General features: G+C 37.3%; 22 protein-coding genes. 14 read left to right on the top strand and 8 right to left on the bottom strand.

Annotated features, from left to right (window positions below; all coding sequences use genetic code 11):
* Positions 1–77: 77 nt before the first annotated feature.
* On the bottom strand, positions 78–968 hold the full coding sequence (gene folP / locus IC610_RS09145; protein WP_449506092.1) for a dihydropteroate synthase: 891 nt from the start codon (positions 966–968) through the stop codon (positions 78–80).
* 155 nt (positions 969–1,123) lie between these two features.
* Between folP and IC610_RS09140 the strand changes: the two genes are divergently transcribed.
* The 4 genes from IC610_RS09140 to tpiA all read left to right on the top strand — a co-directional run bounded on the left by IC610_RS09140 (position 1,124) and on the right by tpiA (position 4,101).
* Positions 1,124–1,675, top strand: coding sequence for a DUF1599 domain-containing protein (locus IC610_RS09140; protein ID WP_191736583.1), 552 nt, complete (start codon positions 1,124–1,126; stop codon positions 1,673–1,675).
* Positions 1,676–1,691: 16 nt separating this feature from the next.
* The gene (locus IC610_RS09135) at positions 1,692–2,804 is read left to right on the top strand and encodes a BT_3928 family protein (RefSeq protein WP_191736582.1); all 1,113 of its coding nucleotides are present in this window, start codon (positions 1,692–1,694) and stop codon (positions 2,802–2,804) included.
* A gap of 53 nt (positions 2,805–2,857) precedes the next feature.
* The gene (locus tag IC610_RS09130) at positions 2,858–3,208 is read left to right on the top strand and encodes a tellurite resistance TerB family protein (RefSeq protein WP_056076919.1); all 351 of its coding nucleotides are present in this window, start codon (positions 2,858–2,860) and stop codon (positions 3,206–3,208) included.
* A gap of 134 nt (positions 3,209–3,342) precedes the next feature.
* Positions 3,343–4,101: a triose-phosphate isomerase gene (gene tpiA / locus IC610_RS09125; protein WP_191736581.1), complete on the top strand. Its 759-nt coding sequence runs from the start codon at positions 3,343–3,345 to the stop codon at positions 4,099–4,101.
* A 116-nt stretch (positions 4,102–4,217) separates the two neighbouring features.
* Here tpiA and clpP read toward each other — a convergent pair whose 3' ends face one another.
* The 4 genes from clpP to dnaG form a co-directional block, all read right to left on the bottom strand.
* Positions 4,218–4,904: an ATP-dependent Clp endopeptidase proteolytic subunit ClpP gene (clpP, locus tag IC610_RS09120; protein WP_056076915.1), complete on the bottom strand. Its 687-nt coding sequence runs from the start codon at positions 4,902–4,904 to the stop codon at positions 4,218–4,220.
* Positions 4,905–5,063: 159 nt separating this feature from the next.
* Entirely contained in the window at positions 5,064–5,549 is a 486-nt protein-coding gene (locus tag IC610_RS09115) for a hypothetical protein (RefSeq protein ID WP_191736580.1), read from the bottom strand.
* Positions 5,550–5,655: 106 nt separating this feature from the next.
* Complete coding sequence (locus tag IC610_RS09110; RefSeq protein WP_191736579.1) at positions 5,656–7,059, bottom strand: serine hydrolase; 1,404 nt, start codon at positions 7,057–7,059, stop codon at positions 5,656–5,658.
* Between the two features lie 26 nt (positions 7,060–7,085).
* Positions 7,086–9,047, bottom strand: a complete 1,962-nt coding sequence (dnaG, locus tag IC610_RS09105) for a DNA primase (RefSeq protein WP_191736578.1) — start codon at positions 9,045–9,047, stop codon at positions 7,086–7,088.
* A 106-nt stretch (positions 9,048–9,153) separates the two neighbouring features.
* Here dnaG and IC610_RS09100 point away from each other — a divergent pair, with 106 nt between their 5' ends.
* The 9 genes from IC610_RS09100 to IC610_RS09060 all read left to right on the top strand — a co-directional run bounded on the left by IC610_RS09100 (position 9,154) and on the right by IC610_RS09060 (position 16,933).
* Positions 9,154–9,771 carry a hypothetical protein gene (locus IC610_RS09100; RefSeq protein WP_191736577.1) on the top strand — a complete coding sequence of 206 codons (618 nt, stop codon included), beginning with the start codon at positions 9,154–9,156 and terminating at the stop codon, positions 9,769–9,771.
* Positions 9,772–9,830: 59 nt separating this feature from the next.
* On the top strand, positions 9,831–10,295 hold the full coding sequence (locus IC610_RS09095) for a hypothetical protein (protein WP_191736576.1): 465 nt from the start codon (positions 9,831–9,833) through the stop codon (positions 10,293–10,295).
* Positions 10,296–10,427: 132 nt separating this feature from the next.
* The gene (gene tsaE / locus IC610_RS09090) at positions 10,428–10,835 is read left to right on the top strand and encodes a tRNA (adenosine(37)-N6)-threonylcarbamoyltransferase complex ATPase subunit type 1 TsaE (RefSeq protein ID WP_191736575.1); all 408 of its coding nucleotides are present in this window, start codon (positions 10,428–10,430) and stop codon (positions 10,833–10,835) included.
* A gap of 158 nt (positions 10,836–10,993) precedes the next feature.
* Positions 10,994–12,187 (top strand): alanine dehydrogenase, encoded by a 1,194-nt coding sequence (locus IC610_RS09085; protein ID WP_191736574.1) that lies wholly within the window; start codon positions 10,994–10,996, stop codon positions 12,185–12,187.
* Entirely contained in the window at positions 12,188–12,559 is a 372-nt protein-coding gene (locus tag IC610_RS09080; protein WP_191736573.1) for a hypothetical protein, read from the top strand.
* A gap of 25 nt (positions 12,560–12,584) precedes the next feature.
* On the top strand, positions 12,585–13,355 hold the full coding sequence (locus tag IC610_RS09075; RefSeq protein ID WP_191736572.1) for a histidine kinase: 771 nt from the start codon (positions 12,585–12,587) through the stop codon (positions 13,353–13,355).
* Entirely contained in the window at positions 13,333–14,043 is a 711-nt protein-coding gene (locus IC610_RS09070) for a LytR/AlgR family response regulator transcription factor (RefSeq protein ID WP_191736571.1), read from the top strand. The genes IC610_RS09075 and IC610_RS09070 overlap by 23 nt, the downstream gene beginning before the upstream one ends.
* Positions 14,044–14,154: 111 nt before the next feature.
* Entirely contained in the window at positions 14,155–14,544 is a 390-nt protein-coding gene (locus IC610_RS09065) for a hypothetical protein (protein ID WP_191736570.1), read from the top strand.
* Between the two features lie 106 nt (positions 14,545–14,650).
* On the top strand, positions 14,651–16,933 hold the full coding sequence (locus IC610_RS09060) for a cation:proton antiporter (protein WP_191736569.1): 2,283 nt from the start codon (positions 14,651–14,653) through the stop codon (positions 16,931–16,933).
* An 84-nt stretch (positions 16,934–17,017) separates the two neighbouring features.
* On the opposite strand, the gene murB is transcribed toward IC610_RS09060, so the two are convergent.
* From murB to IC610_RS09045, 3 genes are read right to left on the bottom strand one after another with little or no spacing between them, the layout of a single operon-like run.
* Positions 17,018–18,079: a UDP-N-acetylmuramate dehydrogenase gene (gene murB / locus IC610_RS09055; RefSeq protein WP_191736568.1), complete on the bottom strand. Its 1,062-nt coding sequence runs from the start codon at positions 18,077–18,079 to the stop codon at positions 17,018–17,020.
* Positions 18,076–18,561 carry a hypothetical protein gene (locus IC610_RS09050; RefSeq protein WP_191736567.1) on the bottom strand — a complete coding sequence of 162 codons (486 nt, stop codon included), beginning with the start codon at positions 18,559–18,561 and terminating at the stop codon, positions 18,076–18,078. Before IC610_RS09050 ends, murB begins: the two co-directional genes overlap by 4 nt.
* Positions 18,562–18,580: 19 nt before the next feature.
* Positions 18,581–19,780, bottom strand: coding sequence for a pyridoxal phosphate-dependent aminotransferase (locus tag IC610_RS09045; RefSeq protein ID WP_191736566.1), 1,200 nt, complete (start codon positions 19,778–19,780; stop codon positions 18,581–18,583).
* Positions 19,781–20,046: 266 nt separating this feature from the next.
* On the opposite strand from IC610_RS09045, the gene IC610_RS09040 reads away from it, so the two are divergent.
* Positions 20,047–22,635, top strand: a complete 2,589-nt coding sequence (locus IC610_RS09040; protein ID WP_191736565.1) for a fibronectin type III domain-containing protein — start codon at positions 20,047–20,049, stop codon at positions 22,633–22,635.
* The last annotated feature ends 65 nt before the right edge of the window (positions 22,636–22,700 follow it).

Raw genomic sequence — 22,700 nt, 5'->3', positions numbered from 1 at the left:
GCAGACAAATTTTTAGGGTGTTTTCTTACTGAATATTTTAAATATTTCACTCAAAAAATCTTAACCATCTAAATTTCTTAATGGTTCAATTTTCCTGGATTCTGAAAAATCTCAACCGTTTTTCTCGCTTCAGCGACATCGTGTACACGCAGAATTTTCGCATCCTTTTTCAACACTTTTAAATGTAATTTTTGGGTTTCTTCATTGATGTCTGAAGGAGATTTCCCCAACGGTTTATAGATAAAAGATTTTCTGGAAATACCGATGAGTAAAGGAAATTTTTGAAAACCTAAATACTGTACTTCGTCAATCATTTTCATAAGATCATCCACGGTTTTTCCAAAACCAAAACCTGGGTCGAGAATAATATCTTTCACGCCCCTACTTAGAAGTTCTGCAGTTTTTTCTGAAAAATACTGATTGACCGAAAGTGTAATATCCTGAAATTTAATTTTATCATGCATCGTTTCATAAGACGGATTCACGTGCATTAGAATATACGGTAGTCTGGTTTCTGCAACGGTTCTGAACATTTCAGAATCAAACTGTCCTCCCGAAATATCATTAACAATATCAATTCCTTCATTGAAACCAAATTTTACTGTTTCTGCATAAAATGTATCCAGAGAAATCAAGGCTTCCGGAAATTCTTTTTTAATGGAAGAAATAATTTTTCCCAGACGTTTTATCTCTTCATCAGAACTTAAAAATTCAGCATTAGGGCGTGTAGACTGTGGGCCAATATCAATGATTTCTGCACCGTCAGCCAACATCTTTTCTGCATGTTTAAGGGCAGAAATTTCATTATTAAATTTCCCTCCGTCTGAAAAAGAATCAGGGGTAAGATTGAGAATTCCCATGATTTTGGGTGAAGATAAATCAACAAGTCTTCCATTGCAGTTTATGGAGTGAAATTGCGATTGAGAAGTAAAAATTGAGCTTTGTTCAGGCAAGCTGTTTTGGGACATTCGATTGCAGTATTTTAACCTCACAAAATTAAATCAAAAGTTGATTATTATGAAAAAAAATTATACTGCTGTCATAACTTTTATATGCTGCCATTCCGTCTCAAGTCAGGTTTAAAAAGACAAAAATGTGTATATTTGAAAGATTAAGAAAATGTATGTCAAAAACTTCAGAGCAGTTCGGTACCATCATCAAAGAATGCCGTGATCTTTTCATAAAAAAAATGCACGATTACGGTGCTGCATGGCGGGTTCTGCGCCCAAGTTCAATCACCGATCAGATTTATATTAAAGTCAACAGAATCCGCACTTTACAGATGACGGATGTTAAGATGATTGACGAAAGTGAGGAAGGAGAATTCATTGCGATTGTCAACTACTCTATCATCGGATTAATTCAGCTCGAGAAAGGCCTTTCAAATGATTTTAATGAAAACCCTGATGAAATTTTAAATCTTTATGATAAATATTCTGCTGAAGCCCAGGCTTTAATGGAAAAGAAAAACCACGATTACGGCGAGGCATGGAGAGATATGAGAATTTCATCGATAACAGATTTAATATATCAGAAAGTTTTGAGAACCAAACAGATAGAAGACAATCAGGGAAAAACAATAGTTTCCGAAGGCCTGGATGCCAATTATTTTGACATGCTGAACTACGCTGTTTTCTGCCTGATAAAATTTGCTGAAAAAGAACAAAAATCTTAAACCAAAACAATTTGATATGATTAAAGGTTTACTGCGCATCATCATTGCCATCATTTTCATCGCTTCCGGATTTGTGAAAGCTGTCGATCTGGTCGGTTTTTCTTTTAAAATGGAAGAATATTTTGAACCTCCGGTTTTTAACATGCCGTTTCTGGAAAAATTTGCTTTACTTTTTTCTGTAATTATGGTGGTTCTGGAGCTTTGGCTTGGACTGATGCTTTTGCTGAAACTCAAACTTAAATTCACGCTTTCTGCACTGATTTCACTGTGCGTTTTCTTTGGATTTCTGACTTTTTATTCCGCTTATTTCAATGTCGTAACCGATTGTGGATGTTTCGGCGATGCCATTAAATTTACGCCCTGGCAAAGTTTCATAAAAGACATTGTGCTTCTTGCAGGATTGATTATTCTGTTTATTCTTTACAGCAAAGAATTCCAAAAGGCCGATGAATACAGCGACAGACAGCCGACACGTTCTTATGCCAAAATAAAATACGCTGTTCTTGGCGTATGCTCTCTGATTCTGATTTATTTTATGACGATGGGAATTGTTAAGGAGCCACTGATTGACTTCAGGGACTATAATATAGGCACAGATTTGAATGCCGAAAAGAAAAAAATCGCTGCAAACCCTTTTGAATACAAGACTTTCTATTCAATGAAAAACGAAAAAACAAAGGAGGTAAGAAAGGTGAATCAGGACGATTACATCAAGCAGACCGAGTACTGGGCAGAAAATACTCCATGGAAAATTGAGGAAGATAAAAATGAATCTGTTTTGGTGAAAGAAGGTTACAAATCTGAAATAGCAAAATTTAAGGTAGAAAATACTGAAGGCGGTGAGGTTACAGACGAAATTCTGAACGCTCCCGAGGCAGTTATTATCTTTTCTTATCATCCCCATGATGTTTCTCCGGAACTTCTGAAGCAGGTGGAAGCAAAAGTAAATTTGAATAAAAATGCTGTAAAATACGGAGTGTCTACCATCCCGACAACCTTTAAAACAGTGAAAAATGCCATGATGGATGAGACTGCCATTAAGACCATTGCCAGAAGCAATCCTTTCGTTTTAACCTTAAAAAACGGAAAAATAATCGACAAGCAACCTGCAAAAGACTACATAAAATAGCAGCAGACTGATCAATTTTAAATCCTGAATTTTAAATCTTAAATAATTATAGCATGCAGAAATCAAATAAATCAATCGCCGGATATCACCTTTTAATGATTCTTTCATCTGTTGACGGCGAATTTGCTCCCGAGGAAGGAATGCTCGTTCAGCAATATCTGGCTGACGAGTTTCCGTTTAAAATGAATCTGGATAACGAGTTGGAAACCATCGCTCTCCTTCAGCCTGAAGAATGGAAAGATCATTTTGAATTTCACGGAAGATGTTTTCTTGAAGATTCTACTGAAAAGGAGCGTCTTAATTTCATTCAATTTGCTAAGACACTGATCAAAGCGGATGATGTGGTGACCGATGAAGAGCATACTTTTTATGTGCTTTTGAAAAATCTTTGGAATTTGAATTAGAAAGCCTCACGCCGATTGAAATTCCCAAAAATTTTCTTAACCCCAGCCTTAGAGGGAGGAAAATTTTCAGGAAATAATAGCTTTACCAAACAATTAAAATTTATTCTAAACCCTAATAGAAATATATAAAAATAATGAGACGAAAAATAGTTGCAGGAAACTGGAAAATGAACAAAAACGTAATTGAGGCTCAACAGCTGATGACCCAATTACTGGAATACACCATGAGCAACAAATCCAACTGTGAAGTGTGGATCGCTCCACCGTCACTGTATCTGATGATGGCGAAAGACGTTTTTGAAAACGACGAAATCGGAGTTTTTGCTCAAGACATCAGCACGCACGAAAGCGGTGCTTACACAGGAGAAATCTCTGTTGATATGCTTGAATCTATCGACGCTGACGGAACTTTAATCGGTCATTCTGAAAGAAGACAATACCACGGTGAAAACGACGAGAGTTGTAACAAAAAAGTGAAATTAGCTTTGGATAAAGGCTTAATCCCTGTTTACTGTAACGGAGAAACTTTAGACCAAAGAAAGGCTGGACAACATTTTGACGTTGTAAAAACACAGACTGAAACTGCTTTATTTACTTTGTCAGCAGAAGAAATTAAAAAAGTTGTGATCGCCTACGAACCGGTTTGGGCAATCGGAACCGGCGAAACGGCTACACCGGAGCAGGCTCAGGAAATCCACGCTCACATCAGAAGTAGTATTGCAGAAAAGTATGGACAGGAAGTTGCTGACGAAGTGTCAATTCTTTACGGTGGTTCTGTAAAACCGGATAATGCAAAAGAAATTTTCTCTCAACCAGACATCGACGGTGGTTTGATCGGCGGTGCAGCTTTAAAAGTTGAAGATTTCTCTAAAATTATTGAAGGTTTTAATTAATTTGAAAATTTGGCGGGGAGTCAATTTGAAAATAAAAAAAGGGACGTAATATCAAATTACATCCCTTTTTTAATATCTGGTCAATTTTCAAATTGACACATTTTCAAATTACCGAATTACAACTCTTTTTTCGATCTCTGTAAAACTTCATCTACCATTCCAAAATCTTTAGCTTCAGTAGAAGTCATCCAGTAATCTCTGTCTGATGCTTTTTCAACCCACTCGTAAGTCTGTCCTGAATGCTCAGAAATGATATCGTATAATTCTTTTTTAAGCTTCAGCATCTCTCTTAAATTGATTTCCATATCAGAAGCTACACCCTGTGCGCCTCCGCTTGGCTGGTGAATCATTACTCTTGAGTGTTTCAAAGCTGAACGTTTTCCTTTTTCCCCAGCTACCAGAAGTACAGCTCCCATTGAAGCAGCAATTCCTGTACAGATGGTTGCAACGTCAGGCTTGATGATCTGCATGGTGTCATAAATTCCCAAACCAGCATAAACGCTACCTCCAGGAGAATTGATGTAAATCTGAATATCCTTCGCAGAATCTGAACTTTCAAGGAACAGAAGCTGAGCAGTAACAATATTGGCTACCTGATCATCAATACCTGTTCCGAGGAAGATAATTCTGTCCATCATTAAACGGGAGAATACATCCATTTGTGCCACATTCAGTCTTCTTTCTTCCATGATATACGGCGTAAGGTTGGTAGGCCCATACATTCCCATATACTGATCGGTCGCGAGACCGCTGTTTCCTAAGTGTTTTACAGAGAAATCTCTGAATTCTTTTTTAATATCCATAGGTAATTAAATTATCTTTTCCTTTTGAGTGACTAATTTCGTTCCAAACAAATGTAAGGACATTATGGCAGAAACACGAAAAATTTAAGCAGAAAAAATGTTCTTAATAGTGGTGATAAGAATTTAAAATGAAGTGCATTGCTATTTATTTGAAAGTCCTTAATCGTACCAATACACCTTTTTAACAGTGTAGCCTGCTTTAGCAAAAGCCTTTACGAGATTATTCCCGATATGCTCGTTGTTATTGAAATGCAGATAGGTAAAAAAAGTTTCGCTGTTGGTGCTGCGGGTTTGCTGATTGTTATCTTTGTCAACACTTTTCGATTTGATCTGCACATCTCCCCCATCCGAATTCAAAATTATATTGATGTCTTTCCCGATACTGGAAATTTTTGACAGATGTACTTCCTGCCTTTCAGTATACACACGAAATCCGTTTTGTTTTTTGATTTCCACACTCAGAATTTTATTTTTATCGATAGAAAATTCTTTCGTGAGCGTAACGGTATCGCCATCAAAATGAGGATAGGTAAACTGATTTCTCAGCTCATTTTTAAGTTCGTCATTGAGGATTTTTACAATTTCTTTTTCCTGAGCAAAGCAGAATGAGCAGACAAATAGGAATAAAATTAAAAATGGTTTCATGGTTTTAAGTTTTTAAATTACAGTTGTAATTTATTTAAAACGAAACAAATATAGCAATAGTATGTAACCATGAAAATTGCTGAGCAACGGATTTATCAATATAATTTTAATTCCCGATTTGTTTCATCAGTTCAAAACAAAGTTGATCAATACTACCCATTTTAGGGTTGAAAGCTGAAACATTTGACAGAATAACAACCGCTGTTTTTCCTGCAGTATCGATTGCCATCGATGATGAATATCCCGCTGTTCCGCCATTGTGCCAGAAAAGATCATTTCCGTTCTGGGATTTTAAAATATGCCATCCCAATCCCATTTTCATTTTTTCGCTGACTGTAAATGTGGGCGTTCTCGTCAGAGTAAGATCAGTATTTTTCAAGTCAAACTGTGCTGTGGCAAACTTTGAAAGATCTTCAGTTGTTGATAAAATTCCGCCACCACCGAAAAGGACATCAAAATCCCAGTTGGAAACCTCTTGCCCATCAGCATTTAGACCTTTAACCAATTTTGAACCTAAATCCTTTGAGCTTGTGAACGAATTATTCATTTTAAATCTGTCAAATATTCTTTTCTGAAGGAGTTCTGTAAAGCCGGTTTTTTGCGACACAGCTAAAGTATGACCAAGCAAACCTGCTCCCAGATTGGAATAATCATATTTTTTCTCTGAATTATTTTTCAGATTTAAACCATTTTTAAGATAATCGTAAAGCTGCTCACTCCCATAATTTTTGTACGGATTTGAGATATCAGAAAGGTTGATATTTTCAGGAAGCCGTTGCAAACCTGAAGTGTGATTGGCTAGAGTTTCAAACGTAATTTTCACATTATTTTTAAACGGAAACGGATAAAACCTGTTGATTTCATCAGTCAGTTTCACTTTTCGATCAGTAACAAGAGAAGCCAGAACTGTGGAAGTAAAAACTTTCGTCAGCGAACCGATTTCAAAAACTTTATTTTGATTTTCTGAAGTTTTAACGGTCTTATCTGATTTTAAAATTCCGTAATAATTTGTTTTTCCATCTTTAATGACAGCAATTGAAACCTGAGTATTATCGGGAAAATCTTTCGTTTTTGAAAAAATCAAATCTGAAATTTCTTTAGGATAAGTATTCAACGCATTATTGACCTCACTTTTCATCGCTGATTGTTTCTCAGTCACGGGTTGTATCAAAAGCCCACTTACTTTGTTGCCGGCGTCGAGTGAGAGATGAATTTCCAGTGTTGCTCTCTCAAAATTGGTGTTGTAAATCGCAGTTGTACCTTCTTTAGTTGAAAGTTTTGTCGAAGTGATTTGTCCGGCCTGAGACCTTAGACCTTCAAGAAACTGTTTTGTACTTTCGAGTGGCAGAGCTTTCTGCATTTCAGGCGAAAAAGAGTTGAAAACCAACTCGTATTTTCCAGAATTATATTGAGTCTGAAAATTTTTAATCGCCGTGGAATGATGATCTGTCTGAGCAAACAAAATATTTGATGAGAAAATCAGAACAAGTAAGAAAAACAGTTTTTTCATGGATATTTATATGAATAAATTTAAAATCAAACCTTCGTAATCGGTGACCACTCCAGTTTTGTAGCCAACTGCCTTGAAAACTCTGTGAGCATCATGATCTTTTTTATGGAATCAAAATACGCGGTAGGATTATTTTCACGGTGGTTTTCGAGATCGGCGGTCATTTTTCTGATGAGGAGATGAATGTAATAATATTTGTGAATGAGAATATTGGCTTCCACTTCCGCAGCAAGATGATCACCAATGGCGGGCGGGAAAATATTTCTCGTTGACCAGTCGCTGAGATCGTCGGGCGAGAGAAGAGCGTCGGCCACTTTCAGTGTAATATCTTCATCCATTAACGTGATAAAGAAATTTCCGGCACGTATTTCCTCATTTTCAATTCCGATTTTGATGTTTTCGATGATTTTCTGATTGGTTGGAATCTGAAATTCATAATTCTCATCTTCAAAGTGATGAAGAATTTCTTCAATGACGGTGATTTCGTATTTCTCAAGATTGGCATCCTGTCTTTCCAAAACCATGTCGCCAAACATCAGCATTGTATCAATCAGCTTATTTTCCTGATGAATAATATTAAACTGAACCGAATCTTCAAGCTCTGCCTGTTGTGGAACGATTTCCAGTTTTGCAGGTTTCTGCTGTTCTTTTGGCTGGTGTTGGGTCTGATTCTGCGTGATCTGCTTCTGAATATCGAGCTCATTAAAAAGACTCTGCTCCGAAAGCCCGAATTTATTTGAAACTTCTTTCAGATAAACTTCTTTTTTCAAAGCATTCTGCACAAACGAAACCGACTTTACGATGTTCCGGATGGCATCAGCCTTTTTTATCGGATCTGTTCCGGCATCTTTAAGAAGAATTTCAGCTTTAAAATCGATGAAATCTGTCGCTTCGTTTTCAATAAATTTCTCTACGTAATCCTGAGGATGTTTCCGGGCAAAAGAATCGGGGTCGTCGCCTTCGGGAAAGAGCAGAACACGGATGTTCATGCCTTCCGCCAGAAGCATATCGATGCTCCTGAAACTGGCTTTGATTCCAGCATTATCACCATCAAACAGAATGGTCACATTCTCCGTAAGTCTTTTGATCAGTTTAATTTGCTCAGTTGTCAAAGAAGTTCCGGAACTCGCCACCACATTTTCAATTCCCGAAAGATGGAGCGAAATCACATCCATATAACCTTCCACCAATAGACAGACATTTTTTCTGGAAATCGCCTGTTTGCTTTGGTTTAAGCCATAAAGAACATTTGATTTATGATAAATTTCTGTCTCCGGAGAGTTGAGATATTTGGCGGTTTTAATATTGTTCTTCAGAATTCTGGCTCCAAAACCTAAAACTCTTCCCGAAAAACTGTGAATTGGAAACATCACTCTTTCACGGAAACGGTCGATGCCTGCCGGAGAATTTTCAGGAAAAATAGAAAGTCCGGATTTCTCTAAAATTTCTTTGGAATAGCCTTTCTCAATCGCATATTCGGTAAATGAATTTTTCTTTTCCGGAGAATATCCCAGCTGAAATTTTCTGATGATGTCATCCTTCAGCTCACGTTCTCTGAAATACGAAAGACCAATAGATCTTCCCTCCTCATTTTCCCACAAAATATTCTGGAAATAATCGTTGGCAATTTCATGAATTTTATAAAGAATATCTCTTTCCGTCTGTGCAATTTTGGCTTCCTCAGAGAATTCCTGACGGTCTTCTTCAATTTCGATTGCATATTTTTTGGCTGCATGACGAAGTGCTTCTGGGTAGGTAAAATTTTCGATTTCCATTAAAAACGAAATCGCTGTCCCTCCCTTCCCAGTCGAGAAATCTTTCCAGATCTGCTTGCTCGGAGATACAACAAAACTCGGCGATTTTTCTTCATGAAACGGGCTCAACCCTTTAAAATTGGATCCCGCTCTTTTCAGCTGCACGTATTCGCCCACAATCTCTTCTACGCGGATTGTGGAAAATATTTTATCTATCGTCTGTTTGGAGATCATTTAGCAAAAATAATGAAATGATTTTGAGCTTCAGCAAAATTACAGTCAAAAGCCTAAATTTTATCTAAGTAATTGTTTTTTAGAGTATTTTTAGAAAAAAAATAAAATGAAAAAATTCTACACGATTGCGATATTTTTATTGGGTATTCATCTAATCATGTCAACAGACTGTTCGGGATTTCATGAGGAACAAATTGAAGTAAACCCCAGCCTCATCAAAATCAGTCTGAATAACGACAAAATCTACAACGTGGGTGATACAATCACCATTCGTGGACGTGTCTCAACCAATGGATATCACGTAATAAAAATGGACTCTGTAAAACTGGACTACACACCACCATTTGCGATATCTACTTCCAAACTTACAAAAGCTTCTACATCTTACAACCTTCTTTATGCTGAGAAAAAGTTTAAAATAATAGCCGAAGGTTATGTTTCGGATGATTATGGCAATTGCCCGAATACCTACATCACAACTTCTGCAAAGGAAGATCCGGCTAAAAAGTTATACCGGTACGAAATAAAAATGATCCCTAAAGAGACAGGTGATTTTGTGCTTCATTTTGATCACACATTCTCCGTCGAGACAATCAATAAAAAACAAAATTTACTTGACTCTTATCCGATTACCGGACCCAACAGAATGAGATGGGAATTCTGTGGAAATACAAATGCAATGGCCGACCTGAGAGAAGGTGACGTATTTGTACATGTAAATTGATAATAAAAATTTCAAACATTCACTTGTAAAACTCAGGCAAAAAAGAAAATATTATAACTATGAAAAGTATCATTTTTTTCCTTCTGTTATCAGTATTGATCGGCTGTGGACGATGTGATCACTGTGACGAACAGCCTATTGAATATGAGTACAGTATACAAAACAGTTCGGGAGCAAAAGTTGAAATCATACCCTACATTCTAAATTCTGCAGGAGTTGAAGAAATTAACCTGTCTGAAAAAATAACGATTGAAAATTCTGAAAATTATACTGAAAAATTTAAAGATCTTCCTCCCTACAATGGTTTCAGCTATTATAATTTGCTCAATTATCCAAAAAAAATAGATATCGTTTTTAATAATTCCAGAAAGATAACTTATCAAATCTGTGACTTTAATGGGACACCCTGTATTGATCCTAAAAATATTTTCAGCAACGATTACAACAACGGGACTGTAGAAACTTACATCATCACCGCAAACGATTTTCAGAATGCACTCAACTGTAACGGAAACTGTTTCTAAAAACATTCAGGGAAATTTGTGGCAAATCTTTGTGGACATATTATTTTTTAAGGCAGATTCTGAATAAAAATTCATCCAAAAATCTTTCAGACACTGAAACGTTTCCTAATTTTACAGCCTCAAATAAATTGCATGCATTTCGAGATCAGAAATTTAGAACAATGGCAGGATGTGGTGAACGAAATTTTGCCACAGCTGAAACATAATATCCTTTTGCTGAAAGGAAACCTAGGAGCCGGAAAAACAACATTTACACAAATCCTCTTGAAAAATTTAGGAAGTCAGGACGAGGTCAACTCTCCTACTTATTCGATTGTGAACGAATACAGTTCGCCGAAAGGAAAAGTTTTTCATTTTGATCTTTACCGTTTAAAAAACATCGGAGAAGTGTATGACATCGGCATCGAAGAATACCTCGACAATTCTTTTCTCTGCATCATAGAATGGCCGGAAGTTTATGAAGAGGAGCTCGACGGACTCGGCTACCACACCATGGAAATTGATAATAACGGAGAAACAAGAGAAATTACTTTCGAATAACTAAGTACTTCAAGTTTTACAATGTTTTTAAATTTAAAAGATGGGTTTGAAAAAGCAGATAGCAAAAAGCTAATTGCTATCAGCGACTTAATCTGTATATTTGCCTTGTGAAACCGATTGATTTTTAAAATATTTTCAGTCAAAATCCACCTTAAAAAATGAGCACCACCAATATTTTTACTCCGTTTACCGAAGAAGAACTGATGCCGAAAGAAGAGAAACTCGAAGTCATCAAAAAAGGTAAACAGTTCAGTATAGGAATTCCCAAAGAAACCTGCCTCAACGAAAGGCGTACTTGCATCACACCCGATGCTGTGCAGGTTTTGGTAGAGCATGGCCATGAGATCATTATAGAATCCGGTGCCGGACAGGGATCTTTTTTTACCGATCTTCAGTACTCTGAGTCGGGAGCGAGAATTACTGATGATCCCAAGGAAGCATTCGGGCAGGATTTGGTTTTAAAAATTAATCCGCCTACAGACGAAGAAATAGAGTATTTCAAGCCTCATACTTATCTGGTTTCTGCTTTACAGATTAACCTCAGAGATAAAGATTACTTCTGCAGACTGGCTCAGAAAAAAATCAATGCCATCGCTTTTGAATTTATTTTCGATGAGTACAATCAACTTGCCCTGGTAAGATTAATTGGCGAAATTGCTGGTACAGTTTCTATTTTATACGCATCAGAATTGCTCGCTCTTTCCAACGGTTTAATGCTAGGAGGAATCACGGGAGTGAGACCCACAGAAGTAGTTATCATCGGAGCAGGAATCGTCGGTGAATTTGCGACCAAAGCAGCTATTGGTTTGGGTGCAAGTGTCAGGGTTTTTGATAATTCACTTTCAAAATTAAGAAGACTTCACACTTTGGTAGACAGCCGAGTTCCGACCTCGATCATCGATCCCAAGGAACTTAAAAAAGCACTCAGACGTGCCGACGTGGTTATCGGAGCACTTCCAAGAATGAATTCGAACCCGATTGTGACCGAAGAAATGGTTTCAAAAATGAAAAAAGGAACTGTGATCATCGACATCACCATCGATAACGGTAAAGTGATTGAAACTTCAGAACTGACCACAATGGAAGATCCTTACATCATCAAGCACGGTGTAATTCACTGCGGACTGCCGAATCTGACATCAAAAATGCCGAGAACGACTACCAAGGCCATTTCCAATTTCTTCCTGTCTTACCTTTTAAACTACGATGAAGAAGGCGGTTTCGAAAATATGCTCCTCAGAAAAAACGAAATGAAACAAAGCCTTTACATGTACAAAGGCCGCCATACCAAAAAAGTGATCTGCGACCGTTTTGGTCTTACTTATCATGATATCAATCTTTTACTTTTCTAAATGAGAAAAATCAAATTTTTTGCATTCGGGCTTATTCCCGGACTGATCATTGTATTTTTTGTACTCAATAAAAAAGGCGCAAGCTGCAGCGGATACCTTCCCAACAGCCGCGTAATCGCCGAAACTTTATCTAAAGATTTTAAATATTCTGAAACTTTCAAAGCTGAGATGGAAGCTTTAAAAGTGAATGAAAAATTCTTAAAAGACAGCATCATTACTTTAGGAAAAATAGATTTTGACCGCAGCAAAGCTCAGCAAAAGCCCTGCCCGAGTTATCTGATGACTTATCCTGAGAAAAATCCGAGATACGAAATTACGTTTGAGAAGTGTGAGGAAAATGCTGTTTTAAATTCTTTGAAAAAGCTCAGGTAAATTATCTGAAATTTGTTTAAAATATATGGACGGCAACCTCTATCTTATTCAGGATTATCTGATTTTTATCGGAGTTTTTGCCATTTTTATTTTTTTAACGGCTTCCATTTATCTTTTCAGTCGAAATCAAAGGCTGAAAAATAAGAATTTAAAGCTTTCTGAAAGCAACAAACTGATTCAGAACAGATTGAATGAAGTTCAACTGGAACATATCGGAACGAAACTGAATCCGCATTTGTTTAAAAATATTTTGAATTCAGTTCAGTCTCATGCATATCAAACCTACATGTCGCTTGATAAACTGGCAAATGTTCTGGATTATATCCTCTACGAAAGCAACAACAAATTCGTAAGCCCGAAAGAAGAACTCAGTTTTGCTTTAAGCCTTATCGAAATTAATAAAATCAAGGTCAATCCGCTTTTTGATTTCAGAATTAAATCTAAAATTGATAAATCTGATTCTGTATTTGAAGAAAAAGTTTTTGCCCCGCTGATTTCTGTAGATTTAATTGAAAATGCCTTTAAACACACCGATTTTTTAGCTCAGGATTCTTTTATTTCAATTCAGCTGGAGCTCAGTGACGGAATATTTTCAATGAAGGTCACCAACAAAGCTTCCCTTAAAAATGTACTTCACAAAGACCATAGCGGATTCGGAAGTCAGTCGCTGGATCAGAGATTGAAGATGATCTATAATAATTTTTACACGCTACAGAAAAACTCAAAAAACGGTATCTTCACGGCAGAATTAACAATCAATTTAGGCGAATTCTATGATAAAATGCGTTATTCTTGATGACGAACTGCTGGCGATCAGCTACCTGAAACTTCTCTGCGAACAGATAGAAAACGTGGAAGTTGTAAAAGTTTTCAACGATCCCAAAATTTTCCTCAGTGAAATAGAAAACATCGACTGCAATCTCTGTATTTTAGATATTGAAATGCCCGGAATGACGGGTTTACAGGTTGCCGAACTGATTTCTGGTTCAAAAAAAATCATCTTTACCACCGCCTACAAAGAATACGCAGCCGAAGCTTTTGATCTGAATGTTGTAGATTATGTAAGAAAGCCCATCAAAAAAGAAAGATTGATTCAGGCATTTGAAAAAGCAGCAGATCTTTTGGCAACAACCCACAGAAAAGATTTCATCGAGTGGAACACCAACATCGGCAAGTCCACCATTTTCACGGAGCAGATTGCCTACATCAAAACTTCGGAAATCGACAGCCGCGACAAAGATATTATTCTGAAGGATGGAACTGTGATTGTTCTGAAAAATCTTAATTTCAAATCACTTCTCGAGATGCTTCCGGCGAAAGATTTTGCGCAGGTTAACAAAAAAGAGATCATCGCACTGTCATCTGTTAAAGTTTTATCCACCAACGAGATTATCACTACAATTTCTACTGAATCTGATCAGTTTTTAAAGCTTCAGATTGGTGAAATCTACAGAAATTCTCTGATGGAAATGTTTGGGAAGTAAGGTCTTTTCAAATCTTCCTCTTTTCACTGCAGAATCCTGCGTCTTTATTACATCGGTATTTCAGAAAACAATTACTGCCACTACTTTTGTGCCTTGATTAAATGAAATATCATGAAAAAAATTCTTTTAGGAACAGTAATTTGTATTTCCAGTCTCTGCTTCTGTCAGGAAAAAGATTCCAGTATAAAAGTTTCCTTTTTTGACGGAGTTGCCGTTGCCGGTTATGTCGACCACGGAGCTTTTTTAAATTTTACAGGTCCGAATGTCAGTTTTACACAGCACAATTTAAAATTAATGCTGGGAATGCTTCCCTCTTTGCGGATTAAAGAAGACCGCTCGTCCGGAACAAAAAACAGTGCCGTGATGCCGACTCTGGGAGCAGGATTTGCTGTGGTTTATAAAAAATTGGTACTGCAGATTCCGTTTTACTACAACGCCAAGACCTCAACAGCGAATGGAAGTTGGAAAATGGGTGTAGGATTGGGATACAGATTCAGATAAGTTTCATTACATTATTCTTAGTATTCATTACATTTCAAAAAAAACAGGTTCAAACATCCGTTTATTCTTAAGAAATTTACACTTTAATAAAAATGACTGAATGATCATGGGAAAATATAGAAATATTATTTTTTATGTTGCAACGATTGTCTTTTTCTCGGCATTGATGTACTGGTTTTTCGTGGAAGGAAAAACCCTCGAAATAGGAGAAAATATACCACCTGCAAAAGTCACCGGCGACACGATGTGGGAAACATTTACCGACTCTTTTTTATCAAACCTTCACCATCCGCTTGCACTGCTGCTTACACAGATTGTAACGATTATCATTGTTGCCAAACTGTTCGGATGGATTTGTATTAAACTTAAACAGCCTTCGGTAATCGGAGAAATGATTGCGGGTATTGTTCTGGGGCCGTCTCTTTTCGGAATGTATTTTCCAGAACTTTCAGGCTTTATTTTCCCGAAAGAATCTTTAGGAAACTTACAGTTTTTAAGTCAGATAGGTTTGATTCTCTTCATGTACATTGTCGGAATGGAGCTCGATCTGAGTGTTCTCAGAAAAAAAGCGCATGACGCGGTAGTTATCAGTCACGCGAGTATCATTATTCCGTTTGCCTTAGGTGTCGGGCTTTCTTATTTTATCTACAAGGAATTTGCTCCGGAAGGAATTCAGTTCAGTTCCTTTGCCCTTTTTATAGCGATTGCGATGAGCATAACCGCCTTTCCCGTTCTGGCAAGAATTGTACAGGAAAGAAATCTTCATAAAACAAAAATAGGAACCGTCGTTATCACCTGTGCTGCGGCGGATGACATTACGGCGTGGTGTATTCTGGCTGCGGTAATTGCTGTAGTAAAAGCAGGATCTTTTTCAGGATCGATTTTCGTGATTATCATGGCAGTTGTGTACGTTTTCATTATGATCAAAGCGGTAAGACCTTTCCTGCACAGGATTGCAGAATCTCAGAAGGGAAAAGGATTTATCAACAAAGGTCTGGTGGCTGTGTTTTTCCTTATCTTAATTATTTCTGCATATGCAACAGAAGTTATTGGAATTCATGCATTATTCGGAGCATTTATGGCCGGCGCGATTATGCCTGAAAATGTAAAATTCAGAAATCTTTTCATTGAAAAAATTGAGGATGTTGCACTTGTTTTACTTCTTCCGTTATTCTTTGTATTTACCGGTTTAAGAACACAGATTGGATTATTAAACGATCCACACCTGTGGAAAATCGGCGGATTTATTATTCTGACTGCTGTGGTCGGTAAATTTGTCGGAAGTGCGCTCACAGCGAAATTCCTTAAACTGAGCTGGAAAGACAGCCTTACCATCGGTGCTCTGATGAATACGAGAGGTTTAACAGAACTAATCGTTTTAAATATCGGTTATGACTTAGGTGTTTTAGGACCGGAACTGTTTGCAATGCTCGTCATCATGGCATTATTTACCACATTTATGACAGGGCCATGTCTCGACCTTATTAATTATTTATTTAAAGGAAAAAAATCTTCACTTGAGGAGGAAGATGACGAAGATAACGATGCAAAATACAGAGTTCTCTTATCATTTGAAACACCTGAATCAGGAAGTACACTTTTAAAACTCGCCGATAATCTGACCAATAAAATGAATGGCAACAAAAGCATAACCGCCATGAACATTGCTCCGGTAGACGAACTGCACGCTTTTGACATTGAAGATTTTGAGAAAGAACAGTTTAAAAATGTGATTGAAACTTCAGAAGAACTTTCGCTGGAAGTGACGACACTTTTTAAAGCTTCCACAGATCTGGAAAATGATCTGACCAACATTTCAAACAAAGGAAATTACGATCTTCTTTTGATTATGCTTGGGAAATCGATGTACGAAGGAAGTTTGCTGGGAAGACTTTTAGGATTTACTACAAAAATTATCAATCCAGAAAAATTACTGAATACCGTAAAAGGAAAGAGTAATATTTTCAACAATTCGCCATTCGACGATTCTACGCTGCAGATTTTAGATAATACCAATATTCCGGTGGGCGTTTTGGTGGACAGAAAATTCAATTCAGCGGACAGGGTTTTTATTCCAATCTTTAATTTAAGTGATTTTTATCTTTTGGAATACGCAAAAAGACTGATTAACAATAACAATTCTCAAATTATTATTCTCGATGTGGCAGGACAGATCAGAAATAATATTGAGGTAAAAGAACTCATCAGAAGCATCGAGCAGGTTGCTCCAAACCACATCACTTTATATAACGAAAAACAGATTGAAAAGGAATTTCTGCAGGCTCAGAATCTGATGCTGATCAGCAAGAAAAGCTGGCGCGGACTGATTGATTCCAAAAGTTTGTGGCTGTCTGATATTCCTTCAACTTTGATTATCTCGAATCCTTAATTTTAGTTTCATATTTTCATAGAAAAAGCATTCTTTTTTAAATTTAAAAGAATGCTTTTTTTATTTTTTAAAACGTTGAAAACTTTAGAGAATATTCACCTCTCTTTCCAGTTCAATTCCAAACTTTTCCTTTACCGAATTGATAATCAGTGTTGAAAAATCGAAAATTTCTTTCCCTGAAGCATTTCCTGTTGCATTGACAATCACAAGAGCCTGAAGTTTGTGTGAAGCCACATTCCCGATCTGTTTTCCTTTCCAGCCACATTGCTCGATGAGCCAGCCGGCGGGAACTTTCACAAAATCTCCGTTCGGATAGCCCTGAATATTTTCAAATTTAAATTTTAAATCTTCAAACTGAGCCAGAGGAATTGTAGGATTCTTAAAGAAACTTCCGGCATTTCCCAGTTCTTTAGGATCAGGAAGTTTGCTCTGACGGATATTGATCACCGCTTTAGAAATATCTTGAATGGTTGGATTTAAAATCCCAAGATTTTCAAGTTCAGTTGTAATGGCTCCGTATTCGGTTTTGATGGCGTGATTTTGCGTAGTTAATTTAAACGTTACTTCCAGAATTACGTATTTCCCCTTCCCTTCCTTCTTAAATATAGAATCCCTGTACCCGAATCTGCATTTTTCAAGATCGAAAGTTTCTAGTTGGCGGGTTTCAATGTTTAAAACTTTACAGCTTACAAAAGTATCCTTGATTTCGGTTCCGTAAGCACCAATATTCTGCATCGGGGATGTTCCCACATTTCCCGGAATCAGCGAAAGATTTTCGAGTCCGCCATAGTTTTTACTCAAACAGTATAAGACGAATTCGTGCCAGTTTTCCCCAGACTGAGCCGTGACCAACACTTCATTTTCATTTAAAACCTCTTCAGAAATTCCTTTTAAATTTAATTTTATAACCAAACCGTCATAATCTCTGGTAAACAGAATATTACTCCCACCTCCGAGAAATAAAGGTTGAAGCTCTTCGACAAGCTTAGGATGACCCATTGTAGCGCTTGAGAGTTGGAGAGTTGGAGAGTTGGAGGATTGAAGGGTTTCAATGAGTTCTTCTGCAGAATTTACTTCCACGAAATATCTTGCTTTAGCTTCTACACCAAAAGTTGTGAAAGGTTTTAAAGAAAAATTTTCTTTCATAATGGTTGAAATTCTTTAGGAATTATTTTTTTTAACTGTGTTTTAAAATTTTCGAGCTGGCGGTAATTGTATTCGTCATTGTAGGCATTCACAAAAACATAGGAAGTGCGGCTGGTTTTGATTTGAAAAGTTTCATCAGCGCCATCCTGAGCCTGAATACTTTCAGAACTTTTGATGAAAGATAACTGATTGACATTCAGTTTTCCGAAAAGCTCTGCTTTGACCTTATCGGACAGTGCTTTTTTCCAGATCTTATGAAGGTTTTTCGAGGTATTTCCGAGCGACAAAACCACGGAATCCTGAGTTACTCTGATGGTTTTATAATTTCCGCCTCTACCTCCTACTCTTGAAAAAACAATGTACTCAACTCTTTCGTTTCCTGTATTTTTCTTCTCAGATTTTGACGTTTCTGAACATGAAAAAATCAGCAGTAAAAGCAGAGGAAAGAAAGATTTCAAACCAAATATTTTTATTGCTGACATGTATTTTTAAATCAAAAAATTATTTTTCGAGATTGTATTTTTCCAGTGCATCTCTGAGGATTTCTGCACTTCTGCGGAGATCCTGCTCTTTAAGAACATAAGCAATTCTCACCTGCTTTTTGCCTAATTCGGGATCAGAATAAAAACCGCCTGCAGGAGCTACCATAATCGTTTCGCCTTTGTTGGTATATTTTTCAAGAAGCCACTGTGCAAAAACCTCAGTATCATCTACAGGAAGTTCAGCTACACAGTAAAAAGCACCTTTTGGTTTTGGACAGATTACTCCCGGAATAGCGTTCAACTGTTCTACCAAAACATTTCTTCTGTGTGTATATTCTTCTCTCACTGCTCTGATGTAAGCACCGTCATTTTGATGAGCTGCTGCTGCTGCAATCTGACCCAACAAAACCGGACTCAATCTTGCCTGAGCAAAAAGCATTGCCGCATCGTGAATTTTCTTGGAACGTGTAACCAGACAGCCGATTCTCACCCCACACATTGAATAACGCTTGGATTCTGAATCGATGATGATGCAGTTTTCTGCCAGTTCAGGAAATTCGAGCATTGATATCTGCTGTTTTCCATCGTAAACATATTCTCTGTAAACTTCGTCAGAAATAATTACGATATCATATTTTACAGCAATTTCTGCAAGCTGCTGAAGTTCTTCACGGGTGTAAAGATAACCGGTAGGATTTCCAGGGTTACAGATGACAATTGCTCTCGTTTTTGCAGTAATTTTTCTTTCAAATTCTTCAATCGGAGGAAGTGCAAAACCAGTATCAATTGTGGATGGAACTGCAACTACATTCACATTAAAAGTGCTTGTAAAACCATTGTAATTTGCATAGTATGGCTCAGGAATAATCACCTCATCGCCATCATCACAAAGTGTTGAGATGGCAAAATTTAAAGCTTCCGAACCACCGTTGGTTACGATGAAATTATCTGTGGTGAGATCAGTAAAATCAAGGGTATGATAATAATCTCTCAGAGCTGTTCTGTATTCTAAATTACCTTCAGAAAGTGCATATTCCAGTACTTTGAGATCGATATTTTTTAACGCATTCAATGCTGTTTCGGGTGTTTCGATATCTGGCTGACCGATGTTTAGGTGATAGACTTTGGTACCGTTTTGTTTTGCTTTCTGGGCAAATGGAACAAGCTTTCTAACCGGTGACGCCGGCATATTCTGAGCTCTGTTGGAGATGTTTGGCATTATAAGGATTTTGTAACCGCAAAAATAGCAAATTATTTTGTCATGCTTTAAAATTTAATTACGAAAGAACCAAATACAATGCTTCACATAGAATTTATGACAAATATGTTAATAGTTCTTTATATCAAAGTATTTTCACAATGCAATTGGTTACACATTATCTATAATTTACCGTTATTGAAAAATCTTTTAAAAATATTTAAAATTAAAACTCTTTGTATTGATTTATTTCATAGTTTTACGGCAAACTTAATAAACTGTATTTTATGAACAAATTTCAACCAGCTCGTGTGCTGGGTGTGTTGGGTATTGCTGTAAGCTCCCTCGCATTTGCACAGAACTATCAAACAATGCCGATTGCTTCAGGTTTTAATGAAGATGTAATTGCTAACGGAACGGGACCTGCACTCAGCTCTACTTCTGCAATCCTCGATGGTGATTCCTTTGCTTTTGTGGCAAGAGATTTCTTGGCTACGGCGACAAGCACTCCAATCACTTACGGAGTTCCAACCAACGGAATTATAAATTCTGTAGTAACTTCTACACCAGGGCTAAGCTATCAGTTAGCCGATCTCAATTCTCCGAATTCTTTAAAACTGTCAAATGCAAATTTAACTGGCACTGTAACTTTTGCAACTCCTAAGCAGGCAATTAAACTTTATATGCTTTCTACCAGCGGAAGTGCATTATCAACCCTTACAATAACGGTTAATTTTTCTGATGGAACCACCCAGCAAGCTACAGGAGTTTCAATACCTGACTGGTACAACGGAACTAACTTTGCCATCCAGGGTCTCGGTAGAATCAACAGAAACACCAATGATCTGGAGCCTGCTGGCGGAACCAATCCCAGAATGTACCAGTCGGCTATCAATATTGATGCTGCCAATCAGACAAAGTTCATACAAAGTGTAACGATTACAAAAACTAACACAACAGTAAACGGTTATCCAAATATCTTTGCATTTTCTGCTGACGCCTATTCTGACTGTTTGCCTCCAACGTTAAATGCCGTTGGCACACTTACTCAAAATACAGCAGATGTATCCTGGACACCGGCCACTGGAACAACTGCAACAACCTATCAGATCTATTACAGTACAACTAATACTGCACCTACAAGTGCTTCAACACCGAACTTAACGGGTATTACCGGGAACTCAACTACAATTCCAGGATTAACTCCCAATACAATATATTATTACTGGGTAAGAGCCAATTGCAGCACTGCAACTGCTCAGAGCGCCTGGTCATTCTCCGGTACTTTTAAAACACTGTGTGGTCCTGTGACATCTTTGTCTGAAAATTTCGATTCATATGGAACGGGAAATATTGTACCTGACTGCTGGGTTAGAAACTTTGTAAACGGTACAATGTCAATTAGTACAACTACACCAGCTTCCGGAACCAGAAACATATATCAGACAAATACATCTGCTCAGACACCAAGTACGGTTGTTCTGCCTGAATTCAGCAATATCAATGCAGGAACACATTGGTTACGGTTTAAAGCCAGAGTTACAGTACCGTCAGGAACTTTAAATGTGGGATATGTAACCAACCCAACAGATGCATCAACTTTCACACTTTTACAGGCATTAACCATTAATAATTCCGCATACACAAGCCCCGACGCAGAGTATGGTGTAGTTGTACCGGCTACTGTACCAGCTAACGCAAGATTAGCAATAAGAAACACAGCAGACGGAAAATTATATTATTGGGATGATGTATATTGGGAGCCTAAACCGAGCTGTTTCGCTCCTTCAGGTCTTTCTTCATCAAATGTACAGGCTTACTCAGCAACTATTTCATGGATTGCACCTTCTACTGCACCCGCTAGCGGATATGAATATTATTACTCTACAACAAACACTGCTCCAACGGCAACAACTGTACCGCTAGGGACCAGCACAACACTTACAGCGCCTTTAAATGGACTTGCATCTGCAACCAATTATTTTGTTTGGGTAAGATCAGCTTGCAGTACAATAGATAAAAGTACATGGTATGGCCCTGTAACATTTACAACTGCTTGTGCCACTTTCACAGCACCTTTTACTCAGACATTTGATAACGGAACTATTCCTAATTGCTGGACAAATGCTAATCCATCATCTACAAATATTTATTTATTATGGATGTTCTCAGGAAGTGCAGGATATGGAGCAAGTTTAGCAAATAACGGAAGACCCGCAGGAACATATGCTTGGGTAGACGCAAGCGTACCTTACACCGGAGCAGGAACCAACACGATATATCTAACTACACCACAAATCAGCTTGGCAGGACTTTCATCACCATACATATCATTTGAATGGTTTAAAAATCATTCAACATCAGCTACAACAACGGTTACACCATCAACTTATGATGATAATAATCTTACTGTAGAGGTAAATGACGGGAATGGATGGGTAACTTTCTTTTCAGAGAAATCAAATGCGAACACATGGAGAACGGTAGGTATAGATTTGCCAGCTTCTTATGTGGGAGCCACAATACAGGTAAGATTTAATGTAAATAAAAATGTAAATGGAAACAGTTATTTCTACGATGATGTTTTACTGGATAATATTGAAGTGAAGCAAAATCCTACGCTTTCAACTAATGATGTTGTGGGTGCTAAAAAGGCTGTTAAGGTATATCCAAACCCGTTCAACGATATCATTAATATCTCAGAATTTAAAGATATTAAATCTATCAGAGTGAGCGATGTATCTGGAAGAACTCTTAAAACAATTGAAAATCCTGAAGCACAGATTAATCTAAGTAATTTGAATGCCGGATTATACATATTAAATCTACAGTTCAAAGACGGATCGCAGAAAAGCGTGAAAGTCATTAAAAAGTAGAATTATTTTTGAATTATTATTTTCGAACGGCTGTGCATTTTGTGCAGCCGTTTTTTGTTTGATTT

Origin of the sequence: Chryseobacterium caseinilyticum (assembly GCF_014837145.1) — a bacterium.
Taxonomy (GTDB): Bacteria; Bacteroidota; Bacteroidia; order Flavobacteriales; family Weeksellaceae; genus Chryseobacterium; species Chryseobacterium caseinilyticum.
Note: the sequence above shows the minus strand (reverse complement) of the source record. Positions and strands in the feature narration are given on the sequence as shown.